This is a genomic window from Methanolobus vulcani (assembly GCF_006546655.1).
Lineage (GTDB): Archaea > Halobacteriota > Methanosarcinia > Methanosarcinales > Methanosarcinaceae > Methanolobus > Methanolobus vulcani_A.
Map to the genome: position 1 here is coordinate 227,839 of NZ_VIAQ01000019.1, position 15,108 is coordinate 242,946.

The 15,108-nt window shown below is 40.7% G+C and carries 16 protein-coding genes; 10 read left to right on the top strand and 6 right to left on the bottom strand.

Annotation, left to right across the window (positions count from 1 at the left end):
• The first annotated feature begins 123 nt into the window (after window positions 1-123).
• Window positions 124-522: a DUF1699 family protein gene (locus FKV42_RS12450; protein WP_154810603.1), complete on the top strand. Its 399-nt coding sequence runs from the start codon at window positions 124-126 to the stop codon at window positions 520-522.
• A 90-nt stretch (window positions 523-612) separates the two neighbouring features.
• Here FKV42_RS12450 and FKV42_RS12455 read toward each other — a convergent pair whose 3' ends face one another.
• Window positions 613-1,032 carry a secondary thiamine-phosphate synthase enzyme YjbQ gene (locus FKV42_RS12455; RefSeq protein ID WP_154810604.1) on the bottom strand — a complete coding sequence of 140 codons (420 nt, stop codon included), beginning with the start codon at window positions 1,030-1,032 and terminating at the stop codon, window positions 613-615.
• A 10-nt stretch (window positions 1,033-1,042) separates the two neighbouring features.
• Window positions 1,043-1,225 (bottom strand): hypothetical protein, encoded by a 183-nt coding sequence (locus tag FKV42_RS12460; protein WP_154810605.1) that lies wholly within the window; start codon window positions 1,223-1,225, stop codon window positions 1,043-1,045.
• Between the two features lie 151 nt (window positions 1,226-1,376).
• Between FKV42_RS12460 and FKV42_RS12465 the strand changes: the two genes are divergently transcribed.
• Together FKV42_RS12465 and FKV42_RS12470 are read left to right on the top strand one after the other, a co-directional pair.
• The gene (locus FKV42_RS12465; RefSeq protein ID WP_154810606.1) at window positions 1,377-1,874 is read left to right on the top strand and encodes a hypothetical protein; all 498 of its coding nucleotides are present in this window, start codon (window positions 1,377-1,379) and stop codon (window positions 1,872-1,874) included.
• Between the two features lie 10 nt (window positions 1,875-1,884).
• The gene (locus FKV42_RS12470; RefSeq protein ID WP_154810607.1) at window positions 1,885-3,261 is read left to right on the top strand and encodes a single-stranded-DNA-specific exonuclease RecJ; all 1,377 of its coding nucleotides are present in this window, start codon (window positions 1,885-1,887) and stop codon (window positions 3,259-3,261) included.
• Between the two features lie 35 nt (window positions 3,262-3,296).
• Here FKV42_RS12470 and FKV42_RS12475 read toward each other — a convergent pair whose 3' ends face one another.
• The 4 genes from FKV42_RS12475 to FKV42_RS12490 all read right to left on the bottom strand — a co-directional run bounded on the left by FKV42_RS12475 (window position 3,297) and on the right by FKV42_RS12490 (window position 7,538).
• Complete coding sequence (locus tag FKV42_RS12475) at window positions 3,297-4,058, bottom strand: DUF128 domain-containing protein (protein WP_328287529.1); 762 nt, start codon at window positions 4,056-4,058, stop codon at window positions 3,297-3,299.
• An 89-nt stretch (window positions 4,059-4,147) separates the two neighbouring features.
• Window positions 4,148-4,879 (bottom strand): glucose-6-phosphate isomerase family protein, encoded by a 732-nt coding sequence (locus FKV42_RS12480; protein WP_154810608.1) that lies wholly within the window; start codon window positions 4,877-4,879, stop codon window positions 4,148-4,150.
• 93 nt (window positions 4,880-4,972) lie between these two features.
• A complete protein-coding gene (uvrC, locus tag FKV42_RS12485) occupies window positions 4,973-6,769 on the bottom strand; it encodes an excinuclease ABC subunit UvrC (RefSeq protein WP_154810609.1) in 1,797 nt (598 codons plus the stop codon).
• Window positions 6,770-6,788: 19 nt separating this feature from the next.
• Complete coding sequence (locus FKV42_RS12490; protein ID WP_154810610.1) at window positions 6,789-7,538, bottom strand: ribonuclease H-like domain-containing protein; 750 nt, start codon at window positions 7,536-7,538, stop codon at window positions 6,789-6,791.
• Window positions 7,539-7,720: 182 nt separating this feature from the next.
• Between FKV42_RS12490 and mdh the strand changes: the two genes are divergently transcribed.
• From mdh to FKV42_RS12525, 7 genes are all read left to right on the top strand, one after another.
• The gene (gene mdh, locus FKV42_RS12495) at window positions 7,721-8,644 is read left to right on the top strand and encodes a malate dehydrogenase (protein ID WP_154810611.1); all 924 of its coding nucleotides are present in this window, start codon (window positions 7,721-7,723) and stop codon (window positions 8,642-8,644) included.
• A 112-nt stretch (window positions 8,645-8,756) separates the two neighbouring features.
• Window positions 8,757-9,026: a PRC-barrel domain-containing protein gene (locus FKV42_RS12500; protein WP_154810612.1), complete on the top strand. Its 270-nt coding sequence runs from the start codon at window positions 8,757-8,759 to the stop codon at window positions 9,024-9,026.
• Window positions 9,027-9,029: 3 nt separating this feature from the next.
• The gene (locus tag FKV42_RS12505) at window positions 9,030-9,770 is read left to right on the top strand and encodes a tRNA(His) guanylyltransferase Thg1 family protein (RefSeq protein ID WP_154810613.1); all 741 of its coding nucleotides are present in this window, start codon (window positions 9,030-9,032) and stop codon (window positions 9,768-9,770) included.
• Window positions 9,771-9,909: 139 nt separating this feature from the next.
• Window positions 9,910-11,283 (top strand): serpin family protein, encoded by a 1,374-nt coding sequence (locus FKV42_RS12510; protein WP_154810614.1) that lies wholly within the window; start codon window positions 9,910-9,912, stop codon window positions 11,281-11,283.
• A 156-nt stretch (window positions 11,284-11,439) separates the two neighbouring features.
• Window positions 11,440-12,390, top strand: a complete 951-nt coding sequence (locus FKV42_RS12515; protein ID WP_154810615.1) for a tyrosine--tRNA ligase — start codon at window positions 11,440-11,442, stop codon at window positions 12,388-12,390.
• 79 nt (window positions 12,391-12,469) lie between these two features.
• On the top strand, window positions 12,470-13,603 hold the full coding sequence (locus FKV42_RS12520; RefSeq protein WP_154810616.1) for a hypothetical protein: 1,134 nt from the start codon (window positions 12,470-12,472) through the stop codon (window positions 13,601-13,603).
• 140 nt (window positions 13,604-13,743) lie between these two features.
• On the top strand, window positions 13,744-15,024 hold the full coding sequence (locus FKV42_RS12525; protein WP_230375697.1) for a methanogenesis marker 16 metalloprotein: 1,281 nt from the start codon (window positions 13,744-13,746) through the stop codon (window positions 15,022-15,024).
• The last annotated feature ends 84 nt before the right edge of the window (window positions 15,025-15,108 follow it).

Here is a 15,108-nt window from a genome sequence, read left to right on the forward strand (position 1 = left end):
TCAATATAACGTTATACTGGCAACCTTTAAATAAAAGTTTGTATATACACTAATTTTTAGAGAGTAAAATTCTCAAACATTTCCAATAAAAAAATGCGAAAAAACACAAAAGGAAGGTAAAACATGAAAATCAGAGTTGTAAGTTCAAAAGAAGAGATCAATTCACTTGGTCCAAACGAAGAGATTATCCACCTTGCATTCAGACCATCAAACACGGATATCTTTTCACTTATAATGAAATGTCCAAACGTAAAAGCACTCCACATCCCAAGCTCATACAAGAGAACCATCTCAAACTCCGCAAAGATGTACCTTGAAATGCAGGGAATAGAACTCCTTGAAGGAGACGTATGGGGCCACAGAAAGGACATCAACGAATACTCTGAAGTATCACAGAGTGTATATGACCGTATTGCACAGTACAAGCAGGAAGGACTTACAGACGAAGATGTCGAAGACAAGATGACAAGGGAAACAAGACTTAGCCCTGACTTTGTCAAGTTCCTCGTGAAACAGGGATAAAACTCACTCACTTCCGGCAAAAGCCGGAAAACTCTTTTCTTTATTTATTCTTATACACATATAGTACAGTAGTAAACTGTTAGCTGTACCTTATTCTCCATATACCTGAACAAAGATTTTTCTGGAACGTGGTCTGTTGTCCATATCCACCAAAATTATCTGTTGCCAGGTCCCAAGAAGTAATTTCCCATCCATCAGTGGAAATGACTCACTTTGGCCGATAAAAGAAGCACGTATGTGAGAATGACCATTTCCATCATGCCATTTCCCATTATGCTGATAAACCAATCCTTCAGGAGCAAGTCTTTCAAGAGCTGCCTTCAGATCATGTATTAACCCAGGTTCATATTCAATAGTAGTTATAGCAGAAGTAGAACCAGGAACAGAAACAAGAACAATACCATTGCTCAGACCTGATGACGTCACAAGGTCTGAAACCTCAGGCGTTATGTCAATTATATCTGCATTTCCTTTTGTATCTATACCAAAGCTTCCGCTGTAAACTGCCAATTATCAGGCCTCACTGCATTTCGTTGAGCTTCAAGCCAATAACAGACATGACAAGTATGAACACCACAAGTGATACAATAAATCCATATTCCTGTGAAATGGAATCTCTCATCATGTGTGAAAGAGCAAACATTATGATCAATAGAACTACTGAACCTACTGAAGATATGATTTCCAGGTTTTTCTTAGTCATCACTGCTAATTGAGTAAAGATATACATGAATCTATCGAACAGCGGAAAGTTTCAGTTTACATGAAATAATACAACATGAATACTTTCACCCTACAGTGCAATATTAAATATAACATCAAAAATAATATAAATCAAAAAACGTGATTAACCAATGACAGAATTTGAAAGGGAACTTGTTAAATCATTCAACGCATTTTTTGAAGAGAATAAAATGAAAGGTGTGGCCTACCGCCTGAAACAACACAGGTTCACCTCACAATTTCTGGATGTTCTTGTAGATTCGCTTGACCCTGATCATTACATGGGAATTGAATGTAAAAGCATATCAGTGGATAAAGGTGCAAAAGCACTTTATTTCACGCAGCACTTCACAATAGATAAGAACGGTGTGCATCAGATAGAGAGAATATCTGATTTCCTGCTAAAATCCGGGAGAACAGGATTCCTTGCAGTTGAACTTAGAATGGGAGTAGGACGTACACGAGAAGCATACATGGTCCCATGGACCGAACTGTGTCGAAGATATCACGATGAAGGAACTGCAAAGATCACAGTTGAAGAGATACAGGGATATCCCCGGATAGAGAGAGAGAGGAATAAATACCTGATAGATCCAAAAGGATGGAAGAAACTCAGGTTGATACAATAAGGGGATGAAAATGTCTGAAACCATGGTAATGATGGCAGAAAGAGCCAGGGAATGTGCTGAAGAGATAAAAAAATATGACGAGGTACAGTTAGTATCACATATTGATGCAGACGGTATCACTTCAGGAGCCATCATTGCAAAAGCCCTCGAAAGAGCAGGCATCGGATATGATATGATGTTTGTCAAGCAACTTGATGAAACTATTGTAAAGGAAATTGCAGACATCAATCCCGAACTTACAATATTCACTGACCTTGGAAGCGGCCAACTGGAACATATCACAAATTACGGAGTACATGCCGTTGTTTCAGACCACCATAGACCACAGGGAGATACAAAATTCCACCTTAATCCCCATCTTTTCGGAGCCAATGGTTCATACGAAATAAGTGGTTCAGGCACTACATTCATACTTGCGACCCAACTTGGAAATAACCGTGACCTTGCAGACCTTGCAATTGTAGGATGTGTCGGGGACATGCAATACAGGAAATATGGCAAACTCGTCAGTCTTAACAGAATGATACTGGATGCAAATCCCGGAGTTATTTCATCAGTTACAGATATTTCACTTTTCGGAAAACAGACAAGACCAGTATATAAGATGCTGCAATTCTCATCTGACCCTTTCATTCCAGGACTTACAGGTAATGAAGATGCATGTATTGATTTTCTGGCAAGGGTGGGGCTTCAGTTCTCAAACGATGAAAAGTGGAGAAGGTGGATAGACCTTTCCGAAGATGAAAAGAAAAAAGTCACATCATCCATCCTGCAGCATGCAATACAGAGCGGCATGTCTTCTTACAATATTGGCCGACTTGTATCAGAAGGATATATTCTGCTTTCGGAGCAGGAAGGTACCGAAATGAGAGATGCAACCGAGTATTCGACGCTTCTGAATGCAACCGGAAGATACATGCAGGCGGAGGTTGGAATGCAGGTTTGCATGGGAGACAGGGCAGAAGCTTACGGAGAAGCCCAGGACCTGCTGCATAACCACCGTAAGAACCTTGTTGATGGACTTAATTTTGTAAAAGATAACGGAATAACAGAACTCTCACACCTCCAGTACTTCGATGCAGGAAGCGCAATTCCAGAAACTATTGTAGGAATTGTTGCCGGAATGAGTCATTCTTCTGCTGGCAATCGAAAACTACCGATCATTGCCTTTGCGGACAAGGATGATGGTTATAAGGTTTCAGCAAGAGGAACACAGGAACTGGTAAACAGAGGACTTAACCTTGCAGAAGCACTGAGTGTTGTTTGCCAGGAACTTGGAGGAGCAGGCGGTGGACATGATATCGCTGCCGGAGCCACAGTACCATTTGGCAAAAAAGAAGAATTCATCCAGAAACTCAACTCGGCTATAGCCGCCCAGTTAAGCTGAAATCTGAAAATAAGGTTTTCAGTTTTTTAAGCATATCAAACAAGATCATTGATGTGAGACAACTTGTTTATATCGATCAGAGTGGACATTGCATTTGTCCTGATAGGAATTCCATGTTCCTGAACAATAGCCATTGGATTTGTACCGCCTATTACCACGATACCAAGGTGATCACGCTCAACCGGAACATCAAGTATTCTGGTATTTGGTTCTCCTACCTCAAGAATTCCGTTTATTCCGGCATCAACCATGTCAGCCAGCGTGCTGTCAATGACATCTCTGGCAACCATTGGAGCCTCACGCAGGTTCGCAAGGATCTTACCGGAACCTGTTTTGAGCATACTCATCACAGAGGTCAGCTCCTGTGACATGAGAACCTCAAGAGGATCGATTGTAGTACTATGATATGTCAGCACATTTGTGAAACGTACAGGTTCGCCATCACGAATCTCAACAAGGCCTCCAAAGCGTGGTTTTACCATGACACCGGCTTTGAGGAGAAGACCATCGATGGTTATACTGCACACCGTCGCAAAACCAACCTCACCTTCACCGACCTTCCTGCCACTTATTGAATCCCCTTCGTGAAGGATTTTAAGCAACGGACTTACAGCAAGTCCGCTGTTGATGGCCATACTAAAGATCTTGAGAACATCATCAAAGTCCTGCTTATCAATAAGTGAAAGGTTCACGATAACGTCACCTTCCATTGTTTTAGGATTGAAGGTGGTCCTGAACATCAGATCTTCTATTTTAGACGATGTGAACTGAATACGCTGGTTGCTCTGCAAAGACATACCTCTACCATTTTGTAATTGCTTTATTTCTAAAGTAAGTAACTGCCAGACATTTATAGTTTCGCATAAGTTTAAAAAAGAACAGGGATTCAGACAGATATAACCTGTCCGAATATTTCAGGATGGTCCTGTGGATGAACAAGGAAATCAAGTTTTTCAATCTCCTTTACCATTACGTACATGTCTGTTCCGCAGAAAAGCCCTGCCTCAGGATAATCATGTGGTTCCTCATACCTTATCCCAGGTACTGATAGATACTCCGGATTCTTTACAAAGCCATCTTTTAACAGATAGTAAGCTCCACCAGACAGTTTCTTGATAGGGTCATAAAGTGATGAGAAATCACGACACACCCAATTAGCCATTTTCAATGTTTCCTGCGTTTTATTGATAGTTATATGTCCGTAACCCGGCGGCACAAGAACAAGATCTCCTGCGGTTGCCTCGTAGACGATCACATCAACAATCTTCCCATGTTCAGCTTTCTGAAGAAGATAGGTTGCTTTGCCTTCAAGCACCTGATAAAGTTCAGCGTATGAAAGGTTATGACCTTCCACAGCCGGATGATAGTGACCGGCTGTCTTGACATACTCATCGCTAAGCATTGCAGGTGGAATTATTGTAATGTCATATCTAAGCCTGTTATCTACTATTTTTTTGTGATCATCCCCATTTGCGGAGAGATCGCGATACATATAATAGAGTTCAATATTGTCCTGTGAGCGAAGCCACGCCTGATCATGTACTACCTCATCCATATCGTGTAACATCCTGATATCAGGACTATGCGTTTTCCCGTAAAACTCCAGTTCATTTCCCATTTAATCACACTATTAAGTTTACCAAAATTTATCCAAATCAATATTGGAGCCTACAGTATTTATTTTTGCCGCAAATAGATTAAGTAGATTTGATTATTTGTTTAGATGAGCCAGTATCTTCCGGGCAAGATTTTCGCTAATTCCATCAAGAGATGAAATATCCTCCACTGATGCCATTCTTATCTTATCGATGGAGTCGAAATTCTCAAGCAAGGTCTTCTTTCGTGAAGAACCTACACCAGGAATAGAATCCAGCTCAGAATGCGTAAGACTTGCAGAACGCCTCCTGCGATGAGAACTCACAGCAAACCTGTGGGCTTCATCACGAATTTGCATCAGCAGTTTTAGTGCAGGTGAGCTGTGAGGGAGAATTATAACCTCATCAGGTCCTTTCTTTGTAGTAATTATATGCTCGAACCTCTTAGCCAGACCGATCATGGGGATGGCAAGTCCCAGAGCATCAAGAGACGATTTTGCAGCACCAACCTGTCCCGGACCTCCGTCTATAAGAATCAAGTCCGGCAGTTGTTCTTTATTCTTCAGTAAACGCGAATACCTTCTGTGAACAACTTCAGCCATCATGGCAAAATCATCAATTCCCTTTACGGTTTTGATGTTGTGCTGCCTGTATTTGCTGTTTGCAGGTCTTCCATTCTCAAAATAGACCATTGAACCTACAGGATTTGTTCCGGAAATATTGGAAATATCAAATCCTTCAATATGCAGAGGAAGCGTTTCAAGAGAGAGAACATCCTTCAATGCTTCCAGCGCTTTAATGGCAGATTCCGATGGTGTTGATTTCAATCCAGCCATCCTCTTTGACATCTCAGCATTCCTTGCAGCCATTTCCACCAGTTTTTTCTTGTCCCCTTTCTGTGGAACATGAACACGAACATCCCTTCCGGAACGCTGGCAGAGCCATTTTACTATTAGTTCACTGTCAGGAAGCTCGTACTGCACAAGGATCTCAGGCGGGATTGGAGAATCCTGATAATATTGCTTGACAAACTGAGCCATGGATTCCTCAATACTTTCTGAAGTATTGGCACCCAATAGTGTGAAATCGGCCTTACCAACCATATTTCCCTGGCGAACATAGAATACCTGGATGTAAATGGATTTCTCATCTGCAACTGCTGCAATAACATCACGGTCATCAGTTCCTGATGTTGCTATCTGCTGCTCGGAGACGGATTTTACAGATTCGATCTGGTCCCTGATAATTGCTGCAGACTCATAATCCTGCTGTTCTGCAAAGGAACGCATCTTTTTGTCCAGTTCCTTCAGAAGACCTGAAGTCTCACCTTTCAGGAGCCGGACGGCTTCCATGACTCTTCTGCGATACTCTTCTTTATCCAGACCTTCTTTACACGGAGCCATGCAACGTTTGATATGGTAATTGAGACATGGTCTTGTTTTTCCGGGTTCGATCTTCTTTTTGCACTGCCTGAGCATGAAGATGCGGGAAATTATATCAAGAGTAGTGCGGATGGCTTTTGCGTTTGTGTAAGGACCAAAGTAGATAGCTCCATCCATTAGCCGCCTTCTGGTCAGGAATATGCGAGGGAATTCTGAATTAATAGTGACCTTGACATACGGATAGCGTTTGTCATCTTTCAGGCGGACATTGTAACGCGGCTTGTACTTTTTAATAAGGTTTGCTTCAAGTACAAGGGCATCCACCTCAGAATCAGTAATAATATACTCAATATCATCTATGTGTTTTACGAGAGTAACAGTTTTAGGAGAAAGATTCCTCTTTGACTGGAAATACTGGCGTACCCTTTTATCCAAGGATTTGGCCTTGCCTACATAGATCACATCACCGGAATCATCCTTCATCAGATACACACCGGGAAGTGCAGGAAGTGTTTTCAGGTCGAACTTCATGCTGAGATTATTGAGATAATTATTGAGAGAACTTGTTTTCGATAAAACGCGGAAGTGTGAGATCGATTATAGTCTTAAGATTGACAATATCCTCACGGTTGTACTTCAAGAGCAGGTCAAGAGCTTCTTCATCACCGCGTTCATACTGGTGCCACAGACGTACAGCATCAAAACCACTGATACCCACAGTTTCCTCTGCCCTTGAGATACCAAGGTCACATTCTATCTTTTTCAGGCCGCCTGTGAGTTTTATGCGGCGCAGTGGATACATCAGGTCTGCATGGAGCTGGTTGAACTCGATCTCAGGGAATTCACGCTTTATAAAAGGCAGATCGAATCTTGCTCCATTGAATGTAACAAGATATTCGTATTTTGGGAATATGTCCACAATATCATCAAGATCAATACCTTTTACAAATGTCCTGGCTTCTTTTCCGTCATATATCCCGACAACAGTGATGAATGAACTGCCTGGAGAAAGGCCTGTGGTTTCTATATCCACATAAGCTACTTTATCTGAGAATTCCCTGAAAGCTCTCCAGTGTTCGGATGATGGCAGTGATTTTGCAAAGAACTCGAAATCTCGAGCCTCAAGAGGTTCTACAGAATCCCGGATTCCTGTCATTATCATGTCTTTTTTGGAAGGCGGTATCAGGAGACAATCATGATTCTCCATGAACTCGTCCCAGGTTCTGATCCCATTTGACCAGATCTTTTTTTCCACGGCTGCACCGATCCGCGGCATGTGAATGTAAGTACTTGTAAGCATGATGTATTTCCTTTTTCAGTTATAATGGAGGATATTGATAACTATGTTTACTAGCTGCAAGTGCTAAATAAAATAAGCTCCGATATATACATATTGGATTCAATTCCCACTATTTGATGAAGTAACTATACTGTAATTACGTACTAAATCATATATTAAATCAAACCCATCAGGAGATTAACATGAATAAAGTTGCAGTTATCGGTTCAGGTAATGTAGGTGCCACCACAGTCCAGAGACTTGCAGAACTTAACATAGCAGATGTCGTCATGGTTGACATTGTTGAAGGACTGCCACAGGGAAAAGCGCTTGACATACTCCAGGCGGCTCCGCTTATGGGTTACGATGTTGATGTAACAGGGACTAATGACTATGCAGACATTGCAGACTCAAATATAGTCGTGGTAACCGCAGGAATTGCACGCAAGCCAGGAATGGACAGAAGTGACCTGCTGGCAACTAACATCAAGATCACACAACAGGTTTGTGAGAATATACAGAAATATGCACCGAATTCCATAATAATGACCGTAACAAATCCTCTTGATATTATCACCTACGCAGCACTTCGTTGCACACAGTTTGACAGGAACAGAGTATTTGGAATGAGCGGTCTTCTTGATTCAAGCCGCTTTGCATCATTTATTGCAAAGGAAATGAACTGTTCTGTGAGGGATGTTAATGCCATGGTACTCGGAGGACATGGAGACTCAATGGTACCGCTTCCTGAATATTCAACTGTATCAGGAATACCTCTGAGCAAACTCATGGACGATGAAACTATCAACAGAATAGTCGACAGGACCGTAAATGCCGGTGCTGAGATAGTGGGACACCTGAAGAACGGAAGTGCTTTCTATGCACCTTCTGCAGCTATCACAATAATGGTTGAAGCCATACTCAAAGATACAAAGAAAATAGTCCCTGCATCCGCATTCCTTAATGGTGAATACGGCCAGCATGATATCTGCCTCGGAGTACCTGTAAAACTTGGAAGATCAGGAGTTGAGGAAATTATAGAACTGGAACTCACTGATGAGGAAGCAAGTGCTCTGCAAAGGTCAGCTGAAGCAGTTAAGAAGGGAATTGAAACAATCAGGACATAAGTAAGATAGAATATATAAGGAGAATGTCCTGAAAACAGGATATAAGATACGAAATTTCCGACTTACATACAAATATTCATATATAAGTAAAATAAAAGAGGGTAGGGATATCATGCGTGCAGACATAACTTCACTTTTTGGATTGAACATTTATACCGAAACAGGTACATATGTAGGTAAGGTCGCTGACCTTGTGTTAGATGTTGACGAGAGAAAAGTAAGAGGGCTTGCTGTTTCTGACATCAACAAAGATATTTTTGACGTTACTTCAAGAGGAGTTATACTTCCTTACAGGTGGGTTATCACCGCAGGAGATATCGTACTTGTGAGAAACGTTGTTAACAAGTTCAGAAAAGCCAATAAAGTGGTAGAAGAAGACTGAGCCATGAAAAGGCGAGAGATCTATTCAGATCTGCGTTGTATACCGCCTGTGGTCGTGCGCATTGATGGCAGGAATTTTAAGAATGCGCTGTCACGCATGGGTTTTGAGAAACCTTATGACGAAAGGTTCACATCCGCAATTGTAGAGGCTATTGAGGCCTTTTTTAAGAAAAGCGGATTGAGCCCTGTTTTTGCTTATACTTTTTCCGACGAGATCAGTTTCTTTTTCAGAGACAATGCCTTTGATGGCAGGATTGAGAAACTGGATTCTATAATTCCATCTTATATTAGCAGCGCTTTTACGCTGGCACTAAATCCTGAAGAGCCGGTGTCCTTTGATTCAAGAATTATTCCAATCCATGAGGAAGATATTCGTGAATATCTCATCTGGAGACAGGATGAAGCATGGCGCAATTGCATTAACTCCCACGCATACTACTCCCTTATCTCAGAGGGCATGGAGGAGCAAGAAGCTGCAAAGATGCTTAAGAACAAAGGAGCATCGGATATGCATGAGTTGCTTTTTGAAAGAGGAATAAACATCTCTAAAGTTCCCACGTGGCAAAGGCGTGGAATTATGATAATGAAAAAAGAGACTGAGATAGAAGGATTCAACCCTCACCTTAATGTCAAAACCACCAGTATAAGGACAAAAGTATTCACAGAATACGACGTTCCTTTATTCTCTTCTGAAGAAGGAGAGGCTTTTCTTGATAAACTCCTTGCTAAAAACGCAGACGAATAAAATAAGTGCTTTGTCTGATTTTTCTTAATTCAGCATGATAAATACGCATGTATTATTTTAAAAATCAAATAATATTTACAAATTTAAATTACATGTGTGATTAAAAATTTTTAAATAATTGCTACATTTACTATAATATATGAGGATGCGTAAATTTATTTTAATACCTTTACTATGTTTATTTGCATTTCTTTGTGCAGGATGTGTTGAAAACACAAATACAAATAATTCTTCTGCGAATATTTCTTTAGAGTCAAATGTTTCATCTAATTCAACTAATCTGACAAATATAGATTCTGTAGAAATTAACGAATCAGTAACTAATGAAAATACAATTGATATTAACTCTACAATAAATGCAGACTCAGTTGAGAACTATGATATTGCAACTGCAAATAATGCTTTTGCCTTTGATATGTATTCAAAGATCATAGTTGAAAATGAACAAAACGTTTTCTTTTCTCCGTACAGCATTTTCACTGCAATAGCAATGTGCTATGATGGTGCTGAAAACTCTACGGAAGAGCAAATCGCAAATGTGTTCAATTTTCCTCTTAACAAGACCATACTAGAAATAAGCTCTAAATCAATGATTAGTGAAATAAACTCTGGAAATGGAGAATATGAACTTGAAACTGCAAATGCACTATGGATACAGACGGACTATCCAATAAAAAATCAATACATTTCTAACGTTGGAAATTACTATTCTGGAAAAGTGACAAAACTTAACTTTGTGAATCAACCTGAAAATTCAAGAGTTCTGATAAATGATTGGATTGAAAACAAGACAAATGATAAAATAAAAGATCCTATTCCAAATGGTGTAATCAACTCTGAAACTCGATTAATCCTCACAAATACTATTTATTTTAATGGAATATGGAAAAAAGAGTTTGACATAGAAAATACACAAAATCAGCCGTTTTATCCATCAAAAGATGAAGAAATAAGTGTAGAAACCATGTATGCAAAAAAGTATTTTAGCTATGGTGAAAGCTCAAATGCAAAAATACTGGAATTACCGTACAAGGGAAACGATCTTTACATGTATATTGTTCTTCCAAACGAGAATGAAATTGGAGATTTTGAAACATCTTTTTCACTTAATGATTACAATACGTTAAAATCAAATATGGATTCTAAGTACGAGGTCAGGACATGGCTTCCAAAATTCAAATTTGAAACAAAGACCGATCTATCCAACTCACTGATAAAAATGGGCATGATAGATGCTTTTGATGATACTAAATCAACCTTTAGTGGAATCTCTGATGAAAAGTTAACAATATCCAATATAGTTCATCAGGCTTTTGTTGATGTCCAGGAAGAAGGAACTGAAGCTGCGGCAACAACAGTTATGTATTTTACTGGAAGTCCGGCGCCTGGAACTGAACAACCGGAAATTGTAACTTTCAAGGCTGACCATCCGTTTATATTCCTGATTGAAGATAAGAGAACTGGATGTATTCTGTTTATGGGTAAAGTGGAAAGTCCTGAGTATGATGAGTAAATGTCATTGACATTTACTTTGTTTTTTCATTTTATCGCTCTCCCGCAATAACAATCCTCGACTGAAAAGTATCCAATTTTTCAGAAAAGCGTGAAAGAAGAAAAAGCATTTAAAGACAGATGTGTTTATAGATTCCACGATTTATAAGGTGAACCTATGGATAAACTTGAGCTTATAAAAAGAAATGTGCAGGAAATAGTGACTGAGGACGAACTTAAACAGCTTCTGGAAACAAAGGAGCATCCTACAGCCTATGTCGGATATGAGCCAAGCGGTAAGATCCATATGGGACACGTCCTTACTGTGAACAAGCTTCTCGACCTTCAGAAAGCTGGTTTTAAGATTACTGTACTTCTCGCTGACGTACACGCATACCTCAACAAGAAAGGAACACTTGAAGAGGTACGTGTGATTGCAGATTACAACAAAAGATGCTTCATTGCGCTGGGACTTGATGAAGAAGAAACCAGATTCGTCTATGGTTCCGATTACCAGCTTGGGCAGGAATACATCCTTAATGTGCTGAAACTTACCCGCAGCACAACCCTGAACAGGGCAACAAGGAGTATGGATGAAGTCGGAAGGAAAATGGATGATCCTGCAGTATCCCAGATGGTCTATCCTATCATGCAGGCAATCGACATTGCAATGCTTGGTGTTGATGTTGCTGTAGGTGGAATTGACCAGAGGAAGATTCACATGCTTGGAAGAGAAGGACTTCCCGGACTTGGTTTTAAGGCACCTCTCTGTATCCACACACCAATACTTCTTGGACTTGACGGGGAGAAGATGTCCTCATCAAATAACAACTTTATATCAGTGGACGACACTGAAGCAGATCTAAAGAAGAAGATGAAGAAAGCATTCTGCCCTGCCGGACAGGTTGAAGATAATCCTGTAATGGAGCTTTTCAAATACCACATCTGCCCAAGATATGAAAAGATAGTCTTTGAAAGACCTGAAAAGTTCGGTGGCAACCTTGTGTGCAAGGGGTATGAGGAACTGGAGAAAGTATTCGCAGCCGAGGAACTTCATCCAATGGATCTGAAGAACGGTGCTACAAAGTACATGAACATGATACTTGAAGTGGTTAGAAGCGTAATCTAAAATACGCTTCATCCCCTGAGTGGTAATTTATATATTACATCTGCAAGAATATAAGATTAAAAACAAGACGGGGATTAGGATGAAATATACATTTCAGGACTCTACCGAACTACCTTTACAAAGAGATTTTATCCAGGACCTTAACAATTTCATAGAAATGGCAAAGAAGGTCCTGCCACTTGAGAACTCTGCTATTGAGCTTAGCGAAGAGGAAACTGAAGAGATATCCTCTCTTGAAGCAAGGATCAGGGAAATTGAAGCATTCAGCAAGGATGTCCAGCAATATGTTGATGAACGTTCAAAGGGTGCAGAGGACAAGGAAATACTTGAATGCAGGAACTCAGTTATCGATGCATGTGTTGAAACCGCTGACAAAGGACTCAAGGAACTAAATCTGAAGTTGGAACAGATCAAAAGACAATCCGAAAGCGGCATTTATAAAATAGAAATGGACCTGCTGAACAATCTGAATCCTCTTTTTGAATCAGGCATCTACGGTGCAAACAAAGCATACTCCGTATCATCAAAAGACGGAACTCTGAAAGGTACTCTAAAGGCATCGTTCTCTGGAATGGAATATTCCTGCGACCTTGCTTATGCCCATGATGTTCTTCCTGTAAGGGTGCTTTCTGGAGAATTGTCCCTGCCAACCTGGACAAAAGCTGGTATTTTTTCCAAAGAGAACAAAGTGAAAATGATTGAGGTTTCTGAGTACACCATTACTTCAATGAACTTTGATGGTGACAAGCACGTTGATTTAAGCTTTGTTAACAAGAAAGGTGACCAGAAATTCAAGATCGTTTCTGATAATGACACTTACCAGATATACCAGGGCGAATTTGAGATAACCGGTGATGAGAAACTCTTGCAGTCACTGAACATCGACAACATTGCCGGTGTTGTGGATGAGGTTAAAAAGTACTTGGAACACAATGTAAAGTTCCAGAAACTAAACCATATTCTTCTTGATGGTGAGGATGCAGTTCGCAACAATGAGGTTTTCGACTGTCTGAAGCTCATTGCCGAGCAATACGGTGAAATTGTAAGTGAATCTCTGGACAAAGGTTACGTCAAGAATGAGATCACAATCAAGATCGAAGCTGAAGACGGAACCAGAACTGAGAAATACATCACCAAGGAAGAGGCATTCGACCAGCTTGCAGAACTTGGAAGCGAAGGTCTGGAGCTTGCCAGCATTCTTGGTGTAGATTAATGCAGCAATCGCTGCAACCTTTTTTTACTTTGAAGATCATATTTACTTACGCTTGAATTGAGATTTTCTGGCACTTAGGCTAAGCCATGTTCCAGAGATCAAATTGAAGCAGACCATATAATTATTTACGAGGGATACTTGTGGAACGTTCAGTAGCTGAGATTAGGGAGAAATTAGAGAAGAAAGAAGCTGTTGTAATGACAGCGCAGGAGATATCCGAACTTGTGGACAAAGGAGAAGATGTCTGCAACATGGATGTGGATGTTGTCACAACCGCAACAAGAGCTATTATGAGCGGAACTTATGCTGTCCTGTCCTTTCCTGTCAACTCCCCTGTTAGTTTCAAACGAGCTTCAAAAGTGCTTCTGAACGGCGTTCCTGCTCATGTGGGACCCTGCCCGAACGAAAGCCTTGGAATTCTTGATGTGATCGTTTTTGGAACCGCACATTCAGTACTCAAACACAATTATGGTGCAGGTCATCTTTTCAGGGAACTTGTTGAAGGAAAAGAAGTTGATGTTTCTGTTGTAACAAATGAGGAAGAGACAATCGAAAGTCAGGTTAAACTGGAAGAAATGCCTTATGCAAAACTCTACGCCACAAGACATTCATTCAAGAATTATGCTGCCTTTGTCAATGTTTCCGATAAAGCGGTAAACACAATATTCCACGCAACACAATTCAGCCCAGATATGCACGGTGCAACACTTTCCGGTTGCGGAGAGATAAATCCGGTTCAGAACGACCCACAGATGGAGACTATCGGAATCGGCACACGTGTACTCATGAACGGAGCCGAAGGTTTCGTAATCGGAGAAGGAACACGCAGCAGCCCTGCAAAACCAAATCTTACAGGAGTTGCCGATATGCACAAGATGGACGCAGCCCTCATGGGTGGATTTAAGACATCCGCCGGACCTGAATGCATAGCCTCGTGGGCTGTTGCAATACCTGTAACAAGCCAGTCTGTGCTTGATGCTATCCTGCAGACTGACAACGACATCCCAATGGTTGTGAATGATGTCGATAAAAGAGTGATGATCGGCAGCAGTACCTATGCAGACGCATGGAAGAATACCGACCGTGCAATAAACTTCAATCCTGATGCTTGCCTTGATTGTGAAGTTTGCAAACCAATCAGGGATTGTCCCATGGAAGCAATTCAACGCAAAGACGACAGGATGATGCTGAACAGATACCAGTGCTTCAATTGCGGATTCTGCTTAACTGTCTGTCCGGGAGGAGTTTTCACTGCTGAACTTGGAACCCTTCACTTTGAAATGGAAGGAAAACACCAGGATGTGCCTATTGTCCTGCGGCAGTCAGACCGCAAGAGAGCAGAAGAACTGGCAGAAAAATTAAAAGAAAAGATATTGAGCGGAGAATTTACGCTCAATGAGATGGTTGAGAGGATATATTGAATGTTTTGGCGTTTAGCCAACTTATTTTCAAAATTTATAAGATTAAATTGGGTACGTATTTACTACGACTTACCATAGCAACAC

Coding starts and splice junctions, on each gene's coding strand:
- FKV42_RS12475 (WP_328287529.1), bottom strand. CDS start 4,058: ATGTCTTTGCAGAGCAACCAGCGTATTCAGTTCACATCGTCTAAAATA.
- FKV42_RS12490 (WP_154810610.1), bottom strand. CDS start 7,538: ATGCTTACAAGTACTTACATTCACATGCCGCGGATCGGTGCAGCCGTG.
- FKV42_RS12465 (WP_154810606.1), top strand. CDS start 1,377: ATGACAGAATTTGAAAGGGAACTTGTTAAATCATTCAACGCATTTTTT.
- FKV42_RS12505 (WP_154810613.1), top strand. CDS start 9,030: ATGAAAAGGCGAGAGATCTATTCAGATCTGCGTTGTATACCGCCTGTG.
- FKV42_RS12510 (WP_154810614.1), top strand. CDS start 9,910: ATGAGGATGCGTAAATTTATTTTAATACCTTTACTATGTTTATTTGCA.
- FKV42_RS12460 (WP_154810605.1), bottom strand. CDS start 1,225: ATGACTAAGAAAAACCTGGAAATCATATCTTCAGTAGGTTCAGTAGTT.
- FKV42_RS12470 (WP_154810607.1), top strand. CDS start 1,885: ATGTCTGAAACCATGGTAATGATGGCAGAAAGAGCCAGGGAATGTGCT.
- FKV42_RS12520 (WP_154810616.1), top strand. CDS start 12,470: ATGAAATATACATTTCAGGACTCTACCGAACTACCTTTACAAAGAGAT.
- FKV42_RS12515 (WP_154810615.1), top strand. CDS start 11,440: ATGGATAAACTTGAGCTTATAAAAAGAAATGTGCAGGAAATAGTGACT.
- FKV42_RS12500 (WP_154810612.1), top strand. CDS start 8,757: ATGCGTGCAGACATAACTTCACTTTTTGGATTGAACATTTATACCGAA.
- FKV42_RS12480 (WP_154810608.1), bottom strand. CDS start 4,879: ATGGGAAATGAACTGGAGTTTTACGGGAAAACGCATAGTCCTGATATC.
- uvrC (WP_154810609.1), bottom strand. CDS start 6,769: ATGAAGTTCGACCTGAAAACACTTCCTGCACTTCCCGGTGTGTATCTG.
- mdh (WP_154810611.1), top strand. CDS start 7,721: ATGAATAAAGTTGCAGTTATCGGTTCAGGTAATGTAGGTGCCACCACA.
- FKV42_RS12450 (WP_154810603.1), top strand. CDS start 124: ATGAAAATCAGAGTTGTAAGTTCAAAAGAAGAGATCAATTCACTTGGT.